A 21,516-nucleotide genomic window follows, 5' to 3' on the forward strand; every position below is an offset into this window, starting at 1 on the left:
CCATGCCCCCGATCGACACCGGCCGCATCGAGGCGGCCGTCGCCGAGATCCTGGCCGCGATCGGTGAGGATGCGCAGCGCCCCGGCCTGCTCACGACCCCGCAGCGGGTCGCCGAGGCCTACGCCGAATTCTTCTCGGGCGTCGGCGTCGACCCCGTGCCGCTGCTGCGCGACGAGCTCGCCACGCAGGATGCGCCCGAACAGCGCGGCGAGATCGTGCTGCTGCGCGACATCGCCCTGCGCTCGATCTGCGAGCACCACCTGCTGCCCTTCACGGGCGTCGCGCACGTCGCCTACCTGCCCGCCGAACGCCTCGTGGGCCTGGGCAGCATCGCCCGCACGGTCGAGACCCTCGCCTCGCGCCCGCAGCTGCAAGAGCGCCTGGGGGAGGACGTCGTCGCCGCGATCGACGCGGCCCTCGCGCCGCTCGGCGCCCTCGTCGTCATCGACGCGCGGCACGGCTGCGTCGGAGCCCGCGGCCCGCGGCAGGCCGAGAGCACGACCGTCACGGTCGCCGCGAGCGGGACGCTCGCCGACCCCGTGCGCCGCGCCGAGGTGATGGCGCTCATCGGCGGAGGCGCCGCGTGAGTGCGCGCCCGGAGCTGCGCGCCGCAGCGGCGGCGGCGCGACCTGAACTCTGGGGCGTGCTCAACGTCACGCCCGACTCGTTCAGCGACGGCGGGCGCTTCGTCGACCCCGATGCGGCCCTCGCGCAGGGGCGGCGCCTGGTGGCCGAGGGGGCTTCCGTCATCGACGTCGGGGGCGAGTCGACCCGGCCGGGTGCCGAACCAGTGGCGCCGCAGGTCGAGCGCGAGCGCGTGCTGCCCGTCGTGGCGGCGCTCGCCGCGGAGGGCATCCGCGTGTCGATCGACACCATGAACGCGAGCACCGCGGCGGCCGCCGTCGAGGCCGGGGCGATCATCGTCAACGACGTGAGCGGCGGGCTCGCCGACCCCGCCATGCTCGAGACCGTCGCGCAGCTCGGCACGCCCTACGTGCTCATGCACTGGCGCGGTCCGAGCTCGACGTGGGATGCGGTGAGCGAGTACGACTGGGCGCCGCAGGACGTGGCGAACGAGCTGCTGGGCCGCTGGCACGCCGCGCTCGGGGCCGGCGTGCAGCCCGAGCGGCTGTGGGTCGACCCCGGCCTCGGCTTCGCCAAGCGCGCCGAGCACAACTGGCAGCTGCTCGCCGAGCTCGGCACGCTGCGCTCGATCGGCGCGCGCGTGCTGCTGGGGGCCTCGCGCAAGCGGTTCCTCGGCGCACTGCTGCCCGATGGCGCCGCCGTCGAGGAGCGTGACCTGCTGACCGCGGTCGTCTCGGCCCTCGCGGCGGGGCACGTGGATGCCCTGCGCGTGCACGACGTGCGCGCGAGCGCCCGCGCCCTCGACGTGTGGCAGTCGATCGCCGACGCGGCCGAGCAGACCCCGGTGTTCGGCGGCTCGTACACCGCGAGCCCCCCGGCCGACGCGCCCGCGCGCGGCGACCGCGCCGCCTCCGACCGCATCACCCTCACGGGCCTGCGCGCCTTCGCGCACCACGGCGTCTTCGACCACGAGCGGCGCGATGGGCAGGAGTTCGTGATCGACGTGACCGCGCATCTCGACCTGCGCGGCGCGGCCGCGTACGACGAGCTCGCCTCGACCGTGCACTACGGCGAGCTCGCCGAGCAGGTCGTGGCCGCCGTCGAGGGCGACCCCGTCGATCTCATCGAGACCGTCGCCGAACGCGTCGCGGGCGTCGTGCTGCGGCACGGTGCCGTGTGGCAGACCGAGGTCACGGTGCACAAGCCCCAGGCGCCCATCACGGTGCCGTTCGCCGATGTGAGCGTCACGATCGTGCGGGGGCGGTCGTGACCGCCGTGGCAAATACCGAGGGCGGGCACCACGGTGCCCGGCCAGCGACCGCCGTCATCGCGCTCGGCAGCAACCTCGGCGACCGCGAGGCCACGCTCGAGCGGGCGGTGGCGGCGCTCGACGCGCTGCCCGAGTCGAGCATCCACGCCGTGTCGTCGTGGCACGGCACGGTCGCACTCACCCTCGACGGCCTCGACCCCGAGAAGCCCGCCTACCTCAATGGCGTCGCGCTGCTGCAGACCCGACTCGACCCGTACACGCTGCTCGACGCCCTGCGGCAGATCGAGCTCGAGAACGGCCGCGAGCGCACCGAACGGTGGGGCGACCGCACGCTCGACCTCGACCTCATCGCGCTCGACGAGCTCGAGATCGACTCCGCCGTGCTGCAGGTGCCGCACCCGCGCGCCCATGAGCGCGACTTCGTGCTCGCCCCGTGGCTCGAGGTGCAACCGGATGCCGTGCTCGTCGGGCACGGACCGGTTGCCGCCCTGCTCGACGGCCTGCCCGCCGACCCGACCCTCGGCGGCCCGGCGTGACCCGCACCCGCCCGCTCGCGCTCATCGTCGCCGCGCTCGTCGGAGCCGCCGCCGCTTTCGCTCTCGACTCCCTCCTGGCCATGCGCGGCGTCGCCGTGCTCGTGCCGCCCGTCTCGCTCGCCGTCGCGCTCGTGCTCATCGGCGTCGTCGTGCTGGCGCTCGCGTGGCCCGTGCGCCGCGCGGCGAAGGGCGAGCGGCGCATCGACCCCTTCTACGCCCTGCGCGCGGTCGTGCTCGCGAAGGCTAGCGCGCTGGCCGGTGCGCTGCTCGCGGGAGGCGCCGCCGGCATCCTGCTGTATCTGCTCACTCGGGCGGTCGTGCCGTTAGGCTCGACCCTGGCCGCGGGGGGAACCGTCGTCGCCGCCGTGCTGCTGGTCGTTGCCGCCCTCGTCGCCGAGCACTGGTGCGCCCTGCCGCCCGATGATCCGACCGAGGAGACGCCCGCGTGACCACCACCGAACCCGCCGCGCCCGAACCTGCCGCGACCGAGACCTCCGACACCGCCTCGAGCCGCCTCGAGCGGCCCGAGACCGAGTGGCAGCGGGTTTCGCCCACGTACATCCCCGTCGACATGATCGGCACCCTCGTCTTCGGCGCCATCGCCACGGCCGTCGCGTTCGTGCCCTTCTGGCTGGGGTGGGCCGAGGGGTGGATGCTCGGCGCGGCCATGGGCGCCCTCTTCGTCGTCGTGCTCGCCCTCACCCCCCGCCGCGTGCGGGCCATCGGCTACCTGCTGCGCGACGACGATCTGCTGTTCCGCCGCGGCATCATGTTCCAGCGCTTCGTCGCGGTGCCGTACGGACGCATGCAGCTCGTCGACATCAGCCGCGGACCGATCGCCCGCGCCTTCGGGCTCGCCGAGCTCAAGTTCGTGACGGCCGCGGCGTCGAGCGGCGTGCTCATTCCCGGCCTGCCGCTCGCCGAGGCCGAGCGACTGCGCGACCACCTCGTGGCGGTCGCCGAGACCCGCCGGGCGGGGCTGTGACCGAGCCCGGCGCCGAGCCCGCGGCCGCCCCCGTCGAGAGCTCCCTTCGCTCGACGACCGATTTCGCCGACGGCGAGTGGCACCGCCTGCACCCGGCCACGCCGCTCTTCCGCGGCGGCATCGCCTTCATCGCCATCATCGGCGTGCTGATCGTCAACCTGCGCGACCGGTTCATCGAGCTCTTCTTCGGCGGCGACGACATCGACCTGCCCCCGTCGGGCGGCGACCTCGAGGCCGACGCGATCGACTTCATCGTGCGCGAAGAGCTCGTGCTCGTAGCGCTGCTCGCCGCCATCGGCCTGCTGCTGCTGCTCGTGGCGGGCTTCTACTTCTCGTGGCGCCTGCACACCTTCCGCATCACCGACGAGGTCGTCGAGGTGCGGTCGGGCATCCTTTTCCGCACCAACCGCAAGGCGCGACTCGACCGCATCCAAGGCATCAACATCGGGCGGCCGTTCGTGCCGCGGCTGTTCGGGGCCGCCAAGCTCGAAATCTCGGTGGCCGGCAACGACGCGAGCGTGCCGCTCGCCTACCTGCGGGGTCGCGACGCCGACGCCCTGCGCCGCGACATCCTGCTGCTCGCCTCGGGCGCGCAGCGCGGGGGTGCCGATCCGGCGGCCGCCGCGGCATCCGGCATCGGCGGCATGCTCGACGAGCGGGTCACAGAACTGCTGGCTCCCGAGCTCGACGTCGACCTCGCCGAGCCCACGTCGATCGTGCGCATGAACCCCGGGCGGCTCATCGGCTCGACCGTGCTGAGCGACACGACCCTCGTGCTGCTCGCCATGCTCGTGGCGATCGTCGTGACGAGCGTCACGACGGGCGAGCTCTTTCTGCTCTTCGCCATGTTCCCCGGCATCATCGGCATCGGCGGCTTTCTCATCGCCCGCATCACGCGCTCGCTGCGCTATTCGATCGCCGCGACCCCCGACGGTGTGCGCGTGGGCTTCGGCCTGCTCTCGACGACCAACGAGACCCTGCCGCCGGGGCGCATCCACTCGGTCAAGGTCAGCCAGCCGCTGCTGTGGCGGCCCGCCGGCTGGTGGCAGATCGCCGTCAACCGTGCCTCGCGCTCGTCGCAGAACGGCGCCGCGGGGCAGCAGCAGACGACCATCCTGCCCGTGGGCAACCTCGACGACGTGCGCGCCGTGCTGCGGCTGCTGCTGCCCGAGGTGGCGGTCGACGAGGCCGCCGAGGCGCTCGAGCTCGGCCTGCGCGGCCGCGGCGACGAGGGCGGATTCACCGTCTCGCCCCGCCGCGCGCGCGTGCTGCGCTGGTTCTCGCAGCCCCGCAACGGCTTCGCGCTCACCGACACGGCGGTGCTGCTGCGCACGGGCGCCATCTGGCGCTCGCTCACGATCGTGCCGCTCTCGCGCACGCAGTCGGTTGCCGTGCGCCAGGGCCCGCTGCTGCGCGCGCTGCGGCTCGGCGAGGTGCACGTGCACACGGTCGCCGGGCCGATCAGCCCCACGATCGGGGCGCTCGACCGCGTCGACGCCATGCGGCTGTTCGACGACGTCGCGGCCTCGTCGCTGCGGGCGGCCCGCACCGACACGAGCCACCGCTGGCGCCAGCGGTGAGCGGGCGCGACGGGCGCCTCGGCGTCGGCATCGTCGGCGCGGGGCGCGTCGGTCCGGTGCTCGGCGCGGCACTCGCAGCGGCCGGCCACGCGCTCGTCGGGGTCTCGGCGAGCACCGACGACGAGCGCGATCGCGTCGAGAGCATGCTGCCCGGGGTGCCCGTTCTCGCGGTGCCGCTGCTCGTCGAGCGCAGCGAGCTCGTCGTGCTCGCGGTGCCCGACGACCAGCTCGTCGAGCTCGTCGCCGGGCTCGCGGCGCTCGGCGCCTGGCAGCCCGGCCAGCTCGTGCTGCACACCTCGGCGCAGCACGGCACCGCCGTGCTCGACCCCGCGCGGGCTGCGGGCGCGATTCCTCTGGCCGTGCATCCGGCCCTCGCCTTCACCGGCACGAGCATCGACCTCGCGCGCCTGCGCGATGCGTGGTGCGCCGTCACCGCGCCCGGCCCGGTGCTGCCGATCGCCCAAGCGCTCGTCGTCGAGATGGGTGCCGAGCCCGTCGTCATCGCCGAGGCCGACCGGCCCGCCTACGCCGACGCGATCGCCGCGGCCTCGCAGTTCTCGACCGCGATCATCGGCCAGTCGGTCAGCGCTCTGCGCGCCATCGGCGTCGACGAACCGGGCCGCGTGCTCGGCGGCGTCGTGCGCTCGGCGGTCGAGAACGCGCTGCAGTCCCCCGCGGTCGATAGCATCGACCGGTGACCGACACGACCCCGCCCGCCGTCGAGACGACCATCGCGGGGCTCCGTTCCCGCCTCGACGCGGCGCGCGCTGCCGGATCGACGGTGGCCCTCGTGCCCACGATGGGCTCGCTGCACGACGGCCACCTCGCCCTCGTCGAGCACGCCCGCGAGGTCGCCGACGTCGTGATCGTCTCGGTCTTCGTCAACCCCATGCAGTTCGGGCCGGCGGAGGACTTCGACCGGTACCCCCGCGATCTCACCGCCGATCGGGATGCCCTCGCCGGGCACGGCGTCACCGCCGTCTTCGCCCCCGCGGTCGACGAGATGTACCCCGCGGGCCCCGTGCAGACGCGCGTCTCGGCGGGTGCCGTCGGCGGGCTCTACGAAGGGCGGTCGCGCGCCGGCCACTTCGACGGCGTGCTCACGGTCGTGGCCAAGCTGCTCGGCATCGTGCAGCCCCACATCGCCGTCTTCGGCGAGAAAGACGCGCAGCAGGTGTTCCTCGTGCAGCGCATGGTGCGCGACCTCGACATCCGCACCCGCATCGAGGTCGTCGAGACCGTGCGGGCGCACGACGGGCTCGCGCTCTCGAGCCGAAACGCCTACCTCGACGAGCGGCACCGCCGCGCGGCCCGCGCCATCCCGCAGGCGCTCGAGGCCGCGCAGTCGGCGGCCGACCGCGGCATCGACGCGATCGTCGCCGCGGCCCAGGGCGTGCTCATGGGCGCGACCGAGGTCGAGCTCGACTACTTCGCCGTCGTGCGCCCCGACACGTTCGGGCCGGTCGACGACGACCACCGCGGCCCCGCGCGGGCGCTCATCGCGGCGCGCGTCGGCACGACCCGGCTCATCGACACCGAGCTGCTGCACCTGGGCTAGGCCGGGCCGCGAGCGAGCATCCCGGTCGCCGATAGGCTGAAACGCTGAACCGAGGAGCCTGATGAGCGAGAACACCGCACCTGCCGAGCACGCCGCCGAGCCGACGATCGAGGAGATCGCCGAGCAGAAGCAGGTGCGCCTCGACAAGCGGCAGCGCATGCTCGACGCCGGGCTCGAGCCCTACGCGATCGGCCTCGCCGTGACCGACACCATTCCGGATGTCCGGGCGCGGTTCCCCGAGCTCGAACCCGACACGGCCACGGGCGAGCGGGTCGCCCTCGCCGGCCGCGTCGTCTTCTCGCGCAACACAGGCAAGCTGTGCTTCGCCACCCTGCAGTCGGGGGAGGGCAGCCGCATCCAGGTCATGCTGAGCCTGGCCGAGGTGGGCGACGAGAGCCTCGAGCGATGGAAGGACCTCGTCGACCTGGGCGACCATGTCTTCGTCGAGGGCGAGGTCATCACGAGCCGCCGCGGCGAGCTCAGCATCATGACGAGCACGTGGGCGATCGCCGCCAAGGCGATCCTGCCGCTGCCGAACCTGCACAGCGAGCTCAGCGACGAGACGCGCGTGCGCCAGCGCTACCTCGACCTGATCGTGCGCGAGCAGGCGCGGCAGACCGTGCGGGCCCGCGCCGTGGCCGTCGCCAGCCTGCGCACCACGTTCGCGAACCACGGCTATCTCGAGGTCGAGACGCCCATGCTGCAGACGATGCACGGTGGAGCATCCGCCCGCCCCTTCATCACCCACTCGAACGCCTTCGACACCGAGCTGTTTCTGCGCATCGCGCCCGAGCTGTTCCTCAAGCGCGCGGTCGTCGGCGGCATCGAGCGCGTGTTCGAGATCAACCGCAACTTTCGCAACGAGGGCGCCGACTCGACGCACAGCCCCGAGTTCGCGATGCTCGAGGCCTACCAGGCCTACGGCGATTACCACCAGATGGCCGACTTGACGCAAGAGATGATCCAGAACGCGGCCACCGCGGTCTCAGGCTCGCACGTCGTCACGTGGGCAGACGGCACCGAGTACGACCTCGGCGGCGAGTGGGACCGCCTGAGCATGTACGAGTCGCTCAGCGCGGCCGCGGGCGTCGAGATCACGCCGCAGACCCCCATGGCAGAACTGAAGAAGCTCGCCGATGCGGTCGACATCGAGATCGATCACCCGCTGCCCGGCAAGTACGTCGAAGAGCTGTGGGAGCACTTCGTCAAGGGCTCGCTCACGCGGCCGACCTTTGTCATGGACTTTCCCGTCGACACCAGCCCGCTTGTGCGCGAGCACCGGTCGATCCCGGGCGTCGTCGAGAAGTGGGATCTGTACGTGCGCGGCTTCGAGCTCGCCACCGCCTATTCAGAACTCGTCGACCCCGTCGTGCAGCGCGAGCGGTTCGTCGCGCAGGCAGCGCTCGCCGCGGGCGGCGACCTCGAGGCCATGCAGCTCGACGAGGCCTTCCTCACCGCGCTCGAGCACGGCATGCCGCCGAGCGGCGGCATGGGCATGGGCATCGACCGCCTGCTCATGGCGCTGACCGGTCTCGGTATCCGCGAGACCATCCTCTTCCCCCTCGTGAAGTAGGGTCGCGTCATGGTGTTCGACCCTAAGGATCCGCTGCAGCTGCCCGGCGACGACAAGAAGAAGCCGGCGGTCAGCATGAACCGGCTGGCCCTCTGGCTCGTCGTCGGCGCGGTCGGCGCCTACCTGCTGATCTCGGGACTCATCGGCATCATCGCCAAGGGCTGAGCCCCCTCGCCCCCCGGACGGGGGACTGCGCCCGCCGTGCGCCCGGCTTAGCCTGAGTGCACCCAATACCCGAATTCGCGTGGATGCTCCCCGGCGCCCGCGCGCATCGCCCGACCCGAACGGCGATCCCATGCTCTCTCACCGTCTCCGCGCTGTCGTCGCCGGCATCCCGATCGCCGTGCTCACGACCGTTCTCATGGCCAGCCCCGGCTTCGCCGCGGAATCGCTACGCATCGACACCCCGCTCGCGGGCACCGCCGTGGGCGGCGAGCTCGCCGTCGAGGGCACGGTCGTCGGCGCCTCGGCCGTCGACCTCGTGCTCGGTCTCGCCCCGCAGTCGCTCGGCGACTGCGGCTCGCCCCTGCTCGAGCAGCGCCTCGAGCTCGCCGAGCCGCAGTTCTCGGCCACCTTCTCGACGACGGCTGTTCCCGACGGCGCCTACTGCCTCACGGCGATTGCCGACGGCGGCCGCCTCTCGACCGTCGTGGGCGACATCACCGTCAACAACGCGGTCACCGCGGGCGAATCGACCGATGGGTTCCAGCTGCCCACCGAGTCGCTCGGCGGCAGCGGTGCTGCCGACGCCACGCTGACCGACGTGCTCGCGTCGACCCCCCTCGGTGCCGACATCGGGTTGCTCGGCCCCGCCGTGCTCGCGGCCACGGCGATCATCGCCCTCGTCGTGCTCGGCTTCGGCCTGTGGGCGCGCCGCCGCCTCGTGCGCTGACCGCTCGCCCCGCTGACCGCGCGGTGCTGCGCCCAGCCGCACCGACGTATCCTTGATGCCATGCCGGAAGACTTCTGGGGCAACGCGATCTTCTCGGTGACCCCGACGATCGTGATCGGGCTCATCTTCTGGTTCGCCATGCGCGCGATCATCCGCGCCGACCGCTCTGAGCGCGAGACCTACTCTGAGATCGAGGCCGAAGAGCGCGCTCGCCTCGCCGCGCGGCCCGACCCCCACGAATAGCGCGAGCCTGGCAGGCTGACGGTCATGACCGAGCTCGACCCCGTCGCAGCCACGCTGCACGATGTGCACCAACAGCTCGCGGCGCTCGACGACGGCGAGCTCGCGAACTACATCCCCCCGCTGCTGCTCGCCGACCCGAGCCGCTTCGGCCTGGCGGTGTGCAGCCCCGACGGCCGGCTGTGGTCGGCGGGCGACCATGCCGAGCCCTTCACGATCCAGTCGATCTCGAAGGTCTTCGCCTTCGCCCTCGCGCTCGCCGATCGCGGGCTCGACGCCGTGCTCGAGCGCGTCGGCTGCGAGCCGAGCGGCGAGAGCTTCAACGCCATCTCGCTCGAGGCCGAGACCGGCCGGCCCGACAACCCCATGATCAACGCCGGCGCGATCGTCACCTGCTCGCTCGTCGCGGGTGACTCGGCCGAGGAGCGCTTCGGGCGCATCCTGAGCCTCATGGGCGCGTGCGCGGGGCGCGAGCTGACCGTCGACGAGGGCGTCTTCGCCGCCGAGCTCGAGACCGCCGACATGAACCGCGCCCTCGGCTACCTCATGCGCAGCGCCGGCTCGCTCACGGCCGATGTCGACGAGACGCTGTGGGTGTACCTGCGCCAGTGCGCCGTGCTCGTCACCGCCGACGACCTGGCCGTCATGGCCGCGACGCTCGCCGGCGGGGGCGTCAACCCCGTCACGGGTGTGCGCACCATGAGCAGCGAGGTGGCGAGGCACGTGCTGACCGTCATGGCGACGTGCGGCATGTACGACTATTCGGGCGAGTGGATGCTGCGCGTCGGCAGCCCGGCCAAGAGCGGTGTGGCGGGCGGGGTCATCACCGCGAGCCCGGCGACGTTCGGGCTCGGCCTCTACAGCCCGCTACTGGATGCGCAGGGCAACAGCCTGCGCTCCGTTCGCGCGTGCGAACTGCTCGCCGAGCGGTTCTCGTGGCACGCGCTCGCCGTGCCGGGCGAGACGCTGCCGCCCGTGCAGCTGCCGCGCGGGCGGTAGCGGGGCTCGGTTTCTCGCGCGCGCTCAGTCGCGCGGCCGCAGCCGCACGTCGGGCATGACCGGCGCGGGCAGCGCGTGATCCCAGCCCGCGACGGTTCCGAACCGGCCCGCCGGGTCGCCGCCGTCGATCACCTCGCCCTGCCACTGCGCGCGCAGCGTCACGATCTCGTCGTGGTCGCGCGCGATGAAGTTCCACCACATGACGATCGGCTCGCCGAGGGGCTCGCCGCCCAGCAGCAGCGCCCGCACGGGGGAGTCGCCGGCCGCGATCCGCACCGACGAGCGACCGGGGGCCGCGTAGCCGAGGTGGGCGGTGGGGATCTGGGTGCCGTCGAGGTGGGCGGTGCCCGCATCCACCAGCAGGCCATGCTCGAAACGGGGGTCGACGGGCAGGTCGACGCTCGCGCCGGCCGGCAGGTCGAGCTGCGCGCCGACGAGGGCGGTGAACGTGCGCACGGGGCTGGTGGTTCCGGCGAGCTCGCCGATGAAGACCCGCAGCGTCGCGGCGCCGACCGTGATGGGCGCGGGCTCGGCGTGCTCGAAGAACGGGGCGGTGTGCCGGTCGCGGTCGGGCAGAGCGACCCACAGCTGCGCACCGTGCAGGCGCGTCGTCGCGGGGGTCGAAACCTCGGAGTGCTGGATGCCGCGTCCCGCCGTCATGAGGTTGACCTCGCCGGGGCGCACCATCGCGTGCGCGTCGGTGGAGTCGCGGTGCTCGACCTCGCCCTCGAACAGCCAGCTCACCGTCTGCAGCCCCGTGTGCGGATGCGGCGGCACCGTCATGCCGCCCGTCTCGGCCACGTCGTCGGGGCCGTAGTGGTCGACGAAGCACCAGGCGCCGATGAGGCTGCGCTCGCGCTGCGGCAGCGTGCGGCGCACGGTCATCGCGCGGGGGCCGCCGAGCGGCACCTCGCGCGGTTCGAGCACCTGGATGCCCGCCGCGGGCCCGTCGTGGCTGACGAGCTCGGCCGGCTCGGTCTCGAGGTTGCTCACCCGCTCACCCTACGTCGGCCTGCCTGGTGGGGGTTGTGATCGTAACTCATGCTGAAGCGGCCGATGTGCAGCGGTACTGCCGCACATTCGGCACCACAGCCTGAGTTACGAACCGGCCCGCCGCGTCAGGAGGGGTCGAGCACGAGCAGCTCGCCGACCTCGCAGTCGAGCGCCTCGCAGATCGCCCGCAACGTCGAGAACCTGATCGCCCGAGCGCGGTCGTTCTTGAGTACCGAGAGGTTGACGATGCTCACGCCGACGAGCTCGCTCAACCGCGTGAGTGTCAAGCCCCGTTGCTCGAGCAGCTCGTCGAGCCGGCAGTGGATGCCCGTCTCCTCCTCATCCGAGACCGCCGGGCTCATCAGACCAGCCCGCGGGTGTCGCGCTCGAGCTGCACGCCGCGACGCAGCAGCACTGCCACGAGCAGCACCCCGACTCCGGCCGCGACATGCGTCAAGTCGATGGGGCCGGGGCCGATCCAGCCGCCGAGGTCGGAGCCGCCGAGCAGTTCGTACCGCGCGAGGCTCGTGCCGTACACCTGCATGGCCTGCGAGAGCGATCCGATCACGATGAGCGAGACCCCGACGACGACGGCGGACTTCGCGAGCTGCGGGGCGAATCCCTCGTTGCGCTCGATGCGTGTGGCGAGCGACGAGATACCGAACGCCACGATCGCGTGCAGTAGCGGAGTGAGGAACAGCGGCGCGAAGTAGAGCAGCGCGGTGCCCGGGCTCAGGGCTGGGCCGGGAATCGAGATCTCGCTGAACGATGCGATCGCGAACGATTGCGCACCGAAATCGACGGGAGGAAGAACCGACGCCGGAATCTCCGTGGCGGGCGACAGCGGAACGGGCAGTCTGACGGGGTTGGGGTTTGCGCTTCCCTGCTGGGCGGTCGTCGAGATAATCGCGACGGCCGACATGAAGGTCGCAAATGCCGCGGCGAGTCCGTACACGAATGCGAGGATCGCGACGACGCGGGCGACATCGCCCATGCGCGAGAGCTTCTCGCCCTCGGGGGCCGCCCGATGGCGGCGGGCGATGACGAACAGCACGACGCCGACGATGCCGATCGCGATGATCGGGAGGGCGGCAAAAAGCACATTCCACAACAGGATGCTCATCAGACGAGGCCTTTCGTGTCGCGCTGCAGCCGCTCGCCACCTCTGATCAGACGCGCCAGCACGATAAGCACGAGGCCGACACCGATGGGCCAAACCTCGATCACCCACGTCGGGGGAGCGTTCACGACGCCATCGATCGCGTCGGTGCGGAGAAAGAAGAGCTGTTCGTGTGCTCGCGCGCCGGCGAGCAAGCCGGCGAACTGGGACGCCATCACGCCGAGGGTGAAGGCGATGCCGCTCACCGCGAGGAACGAGCTCGCTTTCGGGGAGAAGGGTGTCTCTGACAACGACTGCTTCGCGAGTCGGGCGACCATCAGGAGCACGGTGATGATGACGGCCGTCGTCAGCGCCGTCTGCAGCGCTACGAGCGTGAGGGTGAGCGGGTCGAGCCCCGAGAGGCTCAGCGGCACGGATACCTGTTGCGCGCTGCCGCCCACGATGCTCACACCGGGGGTCGCGCGCAGAGCATCCGGAACAGTCTCGATGAAGGGGATGATCGGCACGGCCAGAGTCACGCGATCGCCGATGAACGTCATCACGATGGCGACGACCCCGACGACGCCGGCGAGCAGTGCTCCTACGAGGGCGCCGCCGGCGACGAGGCGCGGCAGCACCGGCGGGGCATCAGTGGGCGCGCCGCGCCGCCCGATGCCGGCGACGAGCAGCACGGCGAAGCCGAGCATGAGCAGCAGCACCATCGTGAACGGGTCCATCACACAAGCCCTTCGGTCGCGCGCTGTAATTCGGTGCCTCGCGCGAACACGACGGCGATGAAGACGATCGTGAGGCCGGCGGCGATGGGGAGCAACGACACGGTGAGGATGCCGAGCGACACATCGAGCGGCCCGTCGGGTGCACTCACTCCGGCGATTTGATCGAGCAGCGTTCGGTCGCGGCGGGCGGCCACCGACGAGAAGACGGCGCTGATCGATCCACCGATCGCGACGGCGAATCCCGCGACGGCGACAGCGCGGGGCGTGCGACGGCCGAACGGACGGTCGCGCACGAGCGCGACCGCGATCGATGAGACGACCCCGATCACGATGAGGATCGTGACGTCGCCGACGAGAGCTGCGATGACGGCTTCGACCGAGACGTCGCCGGGGTTGAGCATGGACGTCACCATCACCCCTCCGTCGACGATCTCGACAGAAGCGGTGCCGACGCGGCCCTGCGCGATGGTCCACACCGTCTGTGCGAGGTGGGCCACGGTGACGAGAGCGGCGAGCCCGCCCGCAATGAGGGCGGTCGTGCCGGCCGCGCGGTTGAGCGCGCGAGTGCGGGGTTGGTCTGCGGCGATGATCACGAGCATCCTATCGATCAACGATAATAACGATAATCGATACGGTAGCGACAGGATGCGCCCGCGGCAACCCCCGTCACGCCTACGGCGAACACGGGCAGTTCTGCAGGGGTGCGCTGGTTACCCTCGATACAGCGGCTCCGCATCCTGCGTCGGAATCGCGTGAGGAGAGTGCGAGATGTTCGAACGGTTCACTGACCGGGCCCGTCGTGTGGTGGTGCTGGCGCAAGAAGAAGCCAAGATGCTCAACCACAACTACATCGGTACCGAGCACATTCTTCTCGGCCTCATCCACGAGGGCGAGGGTGTCGCCGCCAAGGCGCTCGAGTCGCTGAGCATCTCGCTCGACGCCGTGCGCGAGCAGGTGCAAGACATCATCGGCCAGGGGCAGCAGCAGCCGACCGGGCACATCCCGTTCACGCCGCGCGCCAAGAAGGTGCTCGAGCTGAGCCTGCGCGAGGCGCTGCAGCTCGGCCACAACTACATCGGCACCGAGCACATTCTGCTCGGCCTCATCCGCGAGGGCGAGGGCGTGGCCGCGCAGGTGCTCGTCAAGCTCGGCGCCGACCTCAACCGCGTGCGCCAGCAGGTCATCCAGCTGCTCTCGGGCTACCAGGGCAAAGAGGCGGTCGCCGTCGGCGGAGACAGCCCCAGCCCCGACAAGGGATCGCAAGTGCTCGACCAGTTCGGCCGCAACCTCACGGCGGCCGCGCGCGAGGGCAAGCTCGACCCCGTCATCGGGCGCGAGAAGGAGGCCGAGCGGGTCATGCAGATTCTCTCGCGCCGCTCGAAGAACAACCCCGTGCTGATCGGCGAGCCCGGCGTCGGCAAGACCGCCGTCGTCGAGGGCCTCGCCCAGGCGATCGTCAAGGGCGAGGTTCCCGAGACGCTCAAAGACAAGCAGCTGTACTCGCTCGACCTCGGCTCGCTCATCGCCGGCAGCCGCTACCGCGGTGACTTCGAGGAGCGCCTGAAGAAGGTCACGAAGGAGATCCGCACGCGCGGAGACATCATCGTCTTCATCGACGAGATCCACACCCTCGTGGGTGCGGGTGCCGCCGAGGGCGCGATCGATGCGGCGAGCATCCTGAAGCCCTTGCTGGCCCGCGGCGAGCTGCAGACGATCGGTGCGACCACCCTCGACGAGTACCGCAAGCACTTCGAGAAGGATGCCGCGCTCGAGCGCCGCTTCCAGCCCGTGCAGGTCAACGAGCCCTCGCTGCCGCACGCCATCAACATCCTCAAGGGGCTGCGCGACAAGTACGAGGCGTTCCACAAGGTCTCGATCACCGACGGCGCGATCGTCGCCGCGGTGAACCTCGCCGACCGCTACGTGCAAGACCGCTTCCTGCCCGACAAGGCCATCGACCTGATCGACGAGGCCGGCGCGCGCCTGCGCCTGTCGATCCTCTCGGCCCCGCCCGAGCTGCGCGAGTTCGACGAGAAGATCGCGGCCGTGCGCACCGAGAAGGAACTGGCGATCGAGAACCAGGACTTCGAGAAGGCCGCGAGCCTGCGCGACGACGAGAAGAAGCTGCTCGGTGAGCGGCTGCGCCTCGAGAAGCAGTGGCGCGCGGGCGAGGTGGCCGCGAGCGGCACCGTCGATGAGGGCGTCATCGCCGAGGTGCTCGCGCAGGCCACGGGAATCCCCGTCTTCAAGCTCACCGAGGAAGAGAGCTCTCGCCTCATCTTCATGGAGAAGGCCCTGCACCAGCGGGTCATCGGCCAGGAGGAGGCGATCTCGGTGCTCGCCAAGACGATCCGCCGCACGCGCGCGGGTCTGAAAGACCCGAAGCGCCCCTCGGGCTCGTTCATCTTCGCCGGCCCCACGGGCGTCGGAAAGACCGAGCTCGCCAAGGCGCTCGCCGAGTTCCTGTTCGACGACGAGGGCGCGCTCATCGCGCTCGACATGTCGGAGTACGGCGAGAAGCACACCGTCTCGCGCCTGTTCGGAGCCCCTCCCGGCTTCGTCGGCTTCGAGGAGGGCGGCCAGCTCACCGAGAAGGTGCGCCGCAAGCCGTTCAGCGTCGTGCTCTTCGACGAGATCGAGAAGGCGCACCCCGACATCTTCAACTCGCTGTTGCAGGTGCTCGAAGAGGGTCGCCTGACCGACGGTCAGGGCCGGGTGGTCGACTTCAAGAACACGGTCATCATCATGACGACCAACCTCGGCACGAAAGACATCACGGGTGGCCCGGTGGGCTTCACGCTCGAGGGCAACGCCGCGGCGTCGTACTCGGCCATGCGCGCGAAGGTCGTGGAGGAGCTCAAGAAGCACTTCAAGCCCGAGTTCCTCAACCGCGTCGACGAGACGATCGTGTTCCCGCAGCTGAACCAGGACGAGCTACTGCAGATCGTGGATCTCTTCGTGAAGCGCCTGCGCGAGCGCCTGCTCGACCGCGACATGACGATCGAGGTGAGCGACGCCGCCAAGGCGCAGCTCATCAAGGTCGGCTGGGATCCGACGCTCGGCGCCCGCCCGCTACGGCGCGCGGTGCAGCACGAGATCGAAGACGCGCTGAGCGAGCGCATCCTGCACGGCGAGCTGAACGCGGGCGACCACGTCGCAGTCGACTTCGTCGACGGGGCGTTCACCTTCGCGACCACGCGCAAAGAGCTCGCCGCGGTCGAGGCCGGCTCGGGAGCGTCGGCGTCGATCGGAGCGGACGAGCTGCCGCCCGTCGAGTAGCTCGCGCCCCGCATCCGATCACCGGATGCCCGCACCCCGTCAGCGCCCCGTCCGGTCACCCCGGGCGGGGCGCGTCGGCGGCGCCCTGGCCGTAGGCTGACGAAGTGACGCGATCGCCCAGCCATCCTGACCCGATCGTCGTGCAGTATCGACCGCCGGAGGGTCTCTCGGTTGTCGAAGCGGCTGAGTTGCTGCAGCAAAACTCGCGCGCCGTGGTGGCGCAATTGATCGACTTTGCCGCTCGCCGCGTTGTCGTGATGGTGCCGGGTTCGAAACGGCGCAGCTTCCGAGCAGTGCGGACCTCTCGAGCAGTGACGTCGGCGGCTGAAGACGCCATTCTCGCAGCAGTGTTTGGCGAAAACTCGATGACGGGGGCCTCGGTCACCCTGACGCGACATCGGAACGAGGGATTGAGTCGGCGGTTGGCAGAGGCTCATCGCGGCATCGTCGCATCGCTCATCGCGCGAGGTCTCGTCGCTGAGCGCTCGCTCGCTTCTCGGGTTGTGCGGTTCTGGGATCCCCGGCCGGTCGCCCCGACGGTCGAGGCTGCTCCTGTGCTCGCCCACCTCGAAGGGTTGCGCCAGTACATCGCGCTCGCCGAAGCCGATCGCATGCGAGTGCTTCTCGGCCCCGACTCGTCGATCGAGCGGCGTGACGAGAGTGGCGAGTCGACACTCGTCATCCACGAAAAGCTGCTCGGCTATGCCGTGCTCTTCGGGCTCGAGAAGAAGTGGGCGGCCCGCATCGCTGCTGACTACGCCGCCGAGCGAACCGCCAGAGAGCCCATGACCACCGACGACCTCGCCTGGGTTGACGCTGCTCTGTGGACGGTTGTCATGACCAGTGCTGATCTGCCGATTGAGGGTCTCGACCTTTCCGAGCTTCCTGAAGTCGACCTCGATCTCGCCGCCGGAGCGGCCGACGTTCTGGACGGCCTCGGCGCGTTCTTCGGCGGTTTGTGACGGTGCGGCGGCCGTAGGCTGGCACCGTGACGAGTACCGGGTTCAGCGTGCGACGCGCGCGCACGAGCGATGTGCGCGCCATCAAGCAGCTCGTCGAACCGCTCGTGCGGCAGCGGATTCTGCTCGGTAAAGAACTTGTGGTGTTCTTCGAGTCGCTGCAAGAGTTTCGCGTGGCCGTCGACGACGCGACGGGCGAGGTCATCGGGTGCGGCGCCGTGCACGTCATCTGGGAAGACCTGGGCGAGATCCGCACGCTCGCCGCGAGCGACGCGTGGCGTGGCCGCGGCGTCGGCCACGCGCTACTCGAGAGCCTTGAAGACGACGCGCGCGACCTCGGCCTGCAGCGCCTGTTCTGCCTGACCTTCGAGGTCGAGTTCTTCGCGCGGCACGGCTTCGCGCCCATCGACGAGCAGCTGCTCGTCGACCCCGAGGTCTACGCCGAGCTCGTGCGGTCTCCTGACGAGGGCGTCGCCGAATTTCTCGACCTCTCGCGCGTCAAGCCGAACACCCTCGGCAACACGCGCATGCTCAAGGTGCTGTAAGAGACCCCTGAGCGTTCGGGCACACGCCGAGCGAGCATCCCGCCGTCGCCGCGAACCGGGCCTACCCTGGCGGCATGTCGACGATCCGCAACCCTGTCGGGCCGCTGCCGCCGGAGGTCTACTGGCGCCGCCGCATCGTCGTGGGCATTGTCGCGCTCGCGGTCATCCTGATCATCGTGCTCATCATCGTGCGACCCGGCACCGGCGCGCCCGCCGAGCAGCCGACCCCCGAGCCGACGACGAGCGAGACAGCGGCGGCGGGCGACCCGCTCACCGCTGGCGAGGTCACCGCGTGCACGCCCGAGCAGGTGACCGTGACCCCCGTCACCGACGCCGCCTCGTACCCCGCGGGCGAGCAGCCTCTGCTCTCGCTGACGCTGCTCAACACGGGTACCGCCCCCTGCACCATGCAGGCCGGCAGCGACGTGCAGTCGTACGTCATCACCTCGGGCAGCGACCGCATCTGGGCCTCGGCCGACTGCCAGCAGCCGGGCGTGCCCGCCGAGGTGACCCTCGAGCCCGGCGAGCCGCTGTCGAGCTCGCCCTTCGCCTGGAGCCGCACGCGCTCGAGCGCCGACGACTGCGACGCCGAGCGCGACCCGGTCGTCGCCGGCGGCGCCACCTACCGTCTGAGCGTGAGCGTCGGCGAGTTCGAGGGCGACGGCGACCGCCCGTTCATCCTCAACTAGCCCCCGTAGGCTGTTCAGGGTGCCCAAGAAGAAGCCCGCGAAACGCCCCGGCTCATCGCAGCCGCGCCGCACCGCCTCCGGTCACCTGGCCCCGTTGCCGCCCTCGTTGCTGCCGCCCGAGCAGCGACTGGATGCCGCCCTCGAGAAGCAGGATGCCGCGGCCGTGGCGTTCGCCCTGCGCAATGATCGCGTCATCGTGCCGCTGCTCATCACCGAGGGTCCGGCTCAAGTGCGGGTGTTCCGCCGCGGCGAGTCCGACAAGTACATGCTGCTGCTCTTCTCGAGCCCGCAGACCTACATCGCGATGGTGCCCGATGAGCCCGAGCACCGCGTGCTGCCGTACGACGGCGAGACGCTGCGCGAGTTTCTCGAGCAGAACATCGGCGTGCTCGAGGCCGTCTGGTTCGACGTCGCCGGTCCGCACGCGATGCAGGCCGAGCCGCACGACGTGCTCGACGCGCTGCAGCTGCCGCGAGAGTGACGGTTCGTGGCGAGAGTGACGACATTCGCCGCAACTCTCGCCACGGACGGTAACTCTCGTTGAAGGGCTAGAACTCGGGTACGTCGAGCTTCTCGTCGTGCGCGCTCGCGAACGCGAGCCGCACGGCCTCGCGCAGGTGCAGCGCTGAGGCGTCGATCACCGTGGTGTAGCCGAGGCGCGCGCCCTCGGCGGCACGCTGGGTGGCGCCCGACACCGCGCGGATCTCGCCGGCGAGACTGATCTCGCCGATCGCCGCGAGGTGGGCATCCAGCGCCTTCTCGCGTCGGGCGCTCGCGACGGCCAGGGCGATCGCGAGGTCGGCCGCGGGCTCGGTCAGGCGGATTCCTCCGACGGTCGACACGTACACGTCGAACCCGCTGAGGGGCATGCCGCAGCGGCGCTCGAGCACGGCGAGCAGCATGGCGACGCGCGACGAGTCGACGCTGTTGACGACGCGCCTCGGCTGGGGGGCGTTCGAGGCGACGATGAGCGCCTGCACCTCGACGGGCAGGGCGCGGCGGCCCTCCATGGCGATGGCGACGCACGTGCCGCTCACGGGCGTGGTCGACCCAGAGCGAAAGAGGATGGACGGGTCGGCGACCTCGGCGATGCCGTCGCCCGTCATCTCGAAGCAGCCCACCTCGTCGGTGGGCCCGAAGCGGTTCTTGAGCGCGCGCACGAAGCGCAGCGCCGTCTGGCGGTCGCCCTCGAACTGGCACACGACGTCGACGAGGTGCTCGAGCAGTCGGGGGCCCGCGATCGTGCCGTCTTTCGTGACGTGGCCGACGAGCACGACGGGGATGTCGCGGTCCTTCGCGACTCGGATGAGCGTGGCCGCGACCTCGCGCACCTGGCTGACCCCGCCCGCGAGGCCGTCGACGAGCGAGGAGGCGACGGTCTGCACCGAGTCGACGATGACGAGGGCGGGCTGCACCTCGTCGATCTGGCCGAGGATCGTGGCGAGGTCGGTCTCGCTCGCGAGGTAGAGCTCGGGTGTCAGCGCACCCGTGCGCCCCGCGCGCAGCCGCACCTGCGCCACCGACTCTTCGGCGCTGACATAGAGCACGCGCTGGCCGAGCTTCGCGGCGCGAGCGGCGACCTCGAGCAGCAGTGTCGACTTGCCGACGCCCGGCTCGCCCGAGAGCAGGATGGCGGCGCCAGGCACGATGCCGCCGCCGAGCACGCGATCGAACTCGGCGATGCCCGTCGGCGTGTGGCTGCGCTCGCGCGGCTCGATCTCGGTGATGGGGCGGGCGGCCCGGCCCTCGGCAACCCGGGCAGGCGTGGTGTGCCGCGTCGGCGCATCTTTCTCGATGACGGTGCCCCACTGCTGGCACTCGCCGCAGCGCCCGGCCCACTTCAGGGTCGTCCAGCCGCACTCGGTGCAGACGAAGTTCGCGGTGGGCTTGGCCATGGTGGCTTCAGACTACGACGCACCACCGACCGCGTGGGCTCGCCGGTCCACGGCGCCCGCGAAGGCCGACTCCCACACGCGGTACCCGATCGCCGAGGGGTGAAACTGGTCCCACGCGAACTCCGGCCACGAGCCCCAGCCGCGACGCTTCTCGGTCACGCGGTGCAGCGGCGCGAAGGCGAGGCCGCGGGCGCGCACGAGGTCGGCGATCACGCGCGAGGCGCGCACAGCATCCCATTCGCGGTCGCCGAAGTGAAAGCACGGCAGGTCGGCGACGATCGCATGCGGCGGCAGTGCCGAGAGCAGTCGGCCGAACTCGTCAGAGAATCGCTCGGTGTCGAACGCGACCATGTCGTTGGCGCCGATCGCGACCGTCACGAGGTCGGGCTGCAGCTCGGCCAGCGCGGGCAGCTGCCGTGCGAGGGCGTCGTCGAGGCGGGCACCGTAGCGCGAGAGGTTGACGACGCGCACGGTGCGACCCGTGAGCCGCTGCAGCCGCGCGGCGAGCAGGCCGACGTAGCTCGCGTCGAGGTCGCGCGCCCCCACGCCCTGCGCCGCCGAGTCGCCGATCGCCACGTAGAGCAGCTCGCCGGGCTCGAGCGCTCGGCGCTGCCAGGCCCGCTGCCGGGCCGCGGTGAACGGCGTAGGCAGCGACCAGGTCATGCCCGAATCGTAGCGATCACCGTGGATGCTCACCGCCCGCCGCCCCCGGTTCGACCCGCCCGCCCGCCTGTACTAAACTCTTCCCCGGTGACGTGTCCGAGCGGCCGAAGGTGCAACTCTCGAAAAGTTGTGTGGGTGTTGAGCCCACCGTGGGTTCAAATCCCACCGTCACCGCCACTGCCCTTCTGAAGGGCCGAGCGCCGAGCGCTCAGCGACAACCCCCGACCCACTCGGTTCGGGGGTTTCGTGCATTCTGCGGTCGCGTCGCCCGTGTCAGGTTCTGCGCCCCTGCAGCAGGTACACTCGGCGGGTCAAGGGGAGTACTCCCTCGAAGTCGACTCGTCACTACGGGCACGCGATCGTGCTCCGGGCGGCTTGTCCCGGTCAGCCGGGGCGGAAGAGACCTTGGTCACTCATCGACTGACCAAGGAGCACCCCT

25 protein-coding genes and 1 tRNA gene are annotated in these 21,516 nt (G+C 71.0%); 19 read left to right on the forward strand and 7 right to left on the reverse strand.

The window, feature by feature from the left end:
* Nucleotides 1-2 precede the first annotated feature (2 nt).
* From folE to glsA, 13 genes are all read left to right on the forward strand, one after another.
* Nucleotides 3-587: a GTP cyclohydrolase I gene (folE, locus tag ACK4HH_RS05865; protein WP_409649403.1), complete on the forward strand. Its 585-nt coding sequence runs from the start codon at nt 3-5 to the stop codon at nt 585-587.
* Nucleotides 584-1,855: a dihydropteroate synthase gene (folP, locus tag ACK4HH_RS05870; RefSeq protein ID WP_409649406.1), complete on the forward strand. Its 1,272-nt coding sequence runs from the start codon at nt 584-586 to the stop codon at nt 1,853-1,855. The genes folE and folP overlap by 4 nt, the downstream gene beginning before the upstream one ends.
* Nucleotides 1,852-2,391, forward strand: coding sequence for a 2-amino-4-hydroxy-6-hydroxymethyldihydropteridine diphosphokinase (gene folK / locus ACK4HH_RS05875; RefSeq protein WP_409649409.1), 540 nt, complete (start codon nt 1,852-1,854; stop codon nt 2,389-2,391). Before folP ends, folK begins: the two co-directional genes overlap by 4 nt.
* Entirely contained in the window at nt 2,388-2,840 is a 453-nt protein-coding gene (locus ACK4HH_RS05880) for a DUF3180 family protein (protein WP_409649412.1), read from the forward strand. Before folK ends, ACK4HH_RS05880 begins: the two co-directional genes overlap by 4 nt.
* Nucleotides 2,837-3,376 carry a PH domain-containing protein gene (locus ACK4HH_RS05885; RefSeq protein ID WP_409649414.1) on the forward strand — a complete coding sequence of 180 codons (540 nt, stop codon included), beginning with the start codon at nt 2,837-2,839 and terminating at the stop codon, nt 3,374-3,376. The genes ACK4HH_RS05880 and ACK4HH_RS05885 overlap by 4 nt, the downstream gene beginning before the upstream one ends.
* Nucleotides 3,373-4,956 carry a PH domain-containing protein gene (locus ACK4HH_RS05890; RefSeq protein WP_409649416.1) on the forward strand — a complete coding sequence of 528 codons (1,584 nt, stop codon included), beginning with the start codon at nt 3,373-3,375 and terminating at the stop codon, nt 4,954-4,956. Before ACK4HH_RS05885 ends, ACK4HH_RS05890 begins: the two co-directional genes overlap by 4 nt.
* Entirely contained in the window at nt 4,953-5,654 is a 702-nt protein-coding gene (locus ACK4HH_RS05895) for a Rossmann-like and DUF2520 domain-containing protein (protein ID WP_409649419.1), read from the forward strand. The genes ACK4HH_RS05890 and ACK4HH_RS05895 overlap by 4 nt, the downstream gene beginning before the upstream one ends.
* Nucleotides 5,651-6,514 (forward strand): pantoate--beta-alanine ligase, encoded by an 864-nt coding sequence (gene panC, locus ACK4HH_RS05900; protein WP_409649422.1) that lies wholly within the window; start codon nt 5,651-5,653, stop codon nt 6,512-6,514. Before ACK4HH_RS05895 ends, panC begins: the two co-directional genes overlap by 4 nt.
* A 61-nt stretch (nt 6,515-6,575) precedes the next feature.
* Nucleotides 6,576-8,087 (forward strand): lysine--tRNA ligase, encoded by a 1,512-nt coding sequence (gene lysS / locus ACK4HH_RS05905; protein ID WP_409649424.1) that lies wholly within the window; start codon nt 6,576-6,578, stop codon nt 8,085-8,087.
* 9 nt (nt 8,088-8,096) lie between these two features.
* The gene (locus ACK4HH_RS05910; protein WP_409649427.1) at nt 8,097-8,252 is read left to right on the forward strand and encodes a hypothetical protein; all 156 of its coding nucleotides are present in this window, start codon (nt 8,097-8,099) and stop codon (nt 8,250-8,252) included.
* Nucleotides 8,253-8,382: 130 nt separating this feature from the next.
* A complete protein-coding gene (locus tag ACK4HH_RS05915; RefSeq protein WP_409649430.1) occupies nt 8,383-8,979 on the forward strand; it encodes a hypothetical protein in 597 nt (198 codons plus the stop codon).
* Between the two features lie 60 nt (nt 8,980-9,039).
* A complete protein-coding gene (locus ACK4HH_RS05920; protein ID WP_255160427.1) occupies nt 9,040-9,222 on the forward strand; it encodes a hypothetical protein in 183 nt (60 codons plus the stop codon).
* A gap of 24 nt (nt 9,223-9,246) precedes the next feature.
* Nucleotides 9,247-10,218: a glutaminase A gene (glsA, locus tag ACK4HH_RS05925; RefSeq protein WP_409649434.1), complete on the forward strand. Its 972-nt coding sequence runs from the start codon at nt 9,247-9,249 to the stop codon at nt 10,216-10,218.
* 24 nt (nt 10,219-10,242) lie between these two features.
* On the opposite strand, the gene ACK4HH_RS05930 is transcribed toward glsA, so the two are convergent.
* The 5 genes from ACK4HH_RS05930 to ACK4HH_RS05950 all read right to left on the reverse strand — a co-directional run bounded on the left by ACK4HH_RS05930 (nt 10,243) and on the right by ACK4HH_RS05950 (nt 13,640).
* The gene (locus tag ACK4HH_RS05930; RefSeq protein ID WP_409649436.1) at nt 10,243-11,211 is read right to left on the reverse strand and encodes a pirin family protein; all 969 of its coding nucleotides are present in this window, start codon (nt 11,209-11,211) and stop codon (nt 10,243-10,245) included.
* Nucleotides 11,212-11,336: 125 nt separating this feature from the next.
* The gene (locus ACK4HH_RS05935; RefSeq protein ID WP_409649439.1) at nt 11,337-11,573 is read right to left on the reverse strand and encodes a helix-turn-helix domain-containing protein; all 237 of its coding nucleotides are present in this window, start codon (nt 11,571-11,573) and stop codon (nt 11,337-11,339) included.
* Complete coding sequence (locus tag ACK4HH_RS05940; protein ID WP_409649442.1) at nt 11,573-12,334, reverse strand: hypothetical protein; 762 nt, start codon at nt 12,332-12,334, stop codon at nt 11,573-11,575. The genes ACK4HH_RS05935 and ACK4HH_RS05940 overlap by 1 nt, the downstream gene beginning before the upstream one ends.
* Nucleotides 12,334-13,047: a hypothetical protein gene (locus ACK4HH_RS05945; protein WP_409649445.1), complete on the reverse strand. Its 714-nt coding sequence runs from the start codon at nt 13,045-13,047 to the stop codon at nt 12,334-12,336. The genes ACK4HH_RS05940 and ACK4HH_RS05945 overlap by 1 nt, the downstream gene beginning before the upstream one ends.
* Entirely contained in the window at nt 13,047-13,640 is a 594-nt protein-coding gene (locus ACK4HH_RS05950; RefSeq protein ID WP_409649448.1) for a hypothetical protein, read from the reverse strand. Before ACK4HH_RS05950 ends, ACK4HH_RS05945 begins: the two co-directional genes overlap by 1 nt.
* Before the next feature lie 175 nt (nt 13,641-13,815).
* Between ACK4HH_RS05950 and ACK4HH_RS05955 the strand changes: the two genes are divergently transcribed.
* The 5 genes from ACK4HH_RS05955 to ACK4HH_RS05975 all read left to right on the forward strand — a co-directional run bounded on the left by ACK4HH_RS05955 (nt 13,816) and on the right by ACK4HH_RS05975 (nt 19,000).
* Nucleotides 13,816-16,326 (forward strand): ATP-dependent Clp protease ATP-binding subunit, encoded by a 2,511-nt coding sequence (locus tag ACK4HH_RS05955; protein WP_409649451.1) that lies wholly within the window; start codon nt 13,816-13,818, stop codon nt 16,324-16,326.
* A gap of 104 nt (nt 16,327-16,430) precedes the next feature.
* Nucleotides 16,431-17,288, forward strand: a complete 858-nt coding sequence (locus ACK4HH_RS05960) for a hypothetical protein (RefSeq protein ID WP_409649454.1) — start codon at nt 16,431-16,433, stop codon at nt 17,286-17,288.
* A gap of 26 nt (nt 17,289-17,314) precedes the next feature.
* Complete coding sequence (locus tag ACK4HH_RS05965; protein ID WP_409649457.1) at nt 17,315-17,830, forward strand: amino-acid N-acetyltransferase; 516 nt, start codon at nt 17,315-17,317, stop codon at nt 17,828-17,830.
* A 74-nt stretch (nt 17,831-17,904) separates the two neighbouring features.
* Nucleotides 17,905-18,519, forward strand: coding sequence for a DUF4232 domain-containing protein (locus ACK4HH_RS05970; RefSeq protein ID WP_409649459.1), 615 nt, complete (start codon nt 17,905-17,907; stop codon nt 18,517-18,519).
* A gap of 19 nt (nt 18,520-18,538) precedes the next feature.
* On the forward strand, nt 18,539-19,000 hold the full coding sequence (locus ACK4HH_RS05975) for an SseB family protein (RefSeq protein WP_409649462.1): 462 nt from the start codon (nt 18,539-18,541) through the stop codon (nt 18,998-19,000).
* Between the two features lie 67 nt (nt 19,001-19,067).
* On the opposite strand, the gene radA is transcribed toward ACK4HH_RS05975, so the two are convergent.
* Both radA and ACK4HH_RS05985 read right to left on the reverse strand, forming a co-directional pair.
* On the reverse strand, nt 19,068-20,414 hold the full coding sequence (gene radA, locus ACK4HH_RS05980) for a DNA repair protein RadA (RefSeq protein WP_409649465.1): 1,347 nt from the start codon (nt 20,412-20,414) through the stop codon (nt 19,068-19,070).
* A 12-nt stretch (nt 20,415-20,426) separates the two neighbouring features.
* On the reverse strand, nt 20,427-21,077 hold the full coding sequence (locus ACK4HH_RS05985; RefSeq protein WP_409649468.1) for an SGNH/GDSL hydrolase family protein: 651 nt from the start codon (nt 21,075-21,077) through the stop codon (nt 20,427-20,429).
* An 86-nt stretch (nt 21,078-21,163) separates the two neighbouring features.
* On the opposite strand from ACK4HH_RS05985, the gene ACK4HH_RS05990 reads away from it, so the two are divergent.
* A tRNA-Ser gene (locus ACK4HH_RS05990) sits at nt 21,164-21,254 on the forward strand.
* Nucleotides 21,255-21,516 lie beyond the last annotated feature (262 nt).

Origin of the sequence: Microcella sp. (assembly GCF_046296455.1) — a bacterium.
Taxonomy (GTDB): Bacteria; Actinomycetota; Actinomycetes; order Actinomycetales; family Microbacteriaceae; genus Microcella.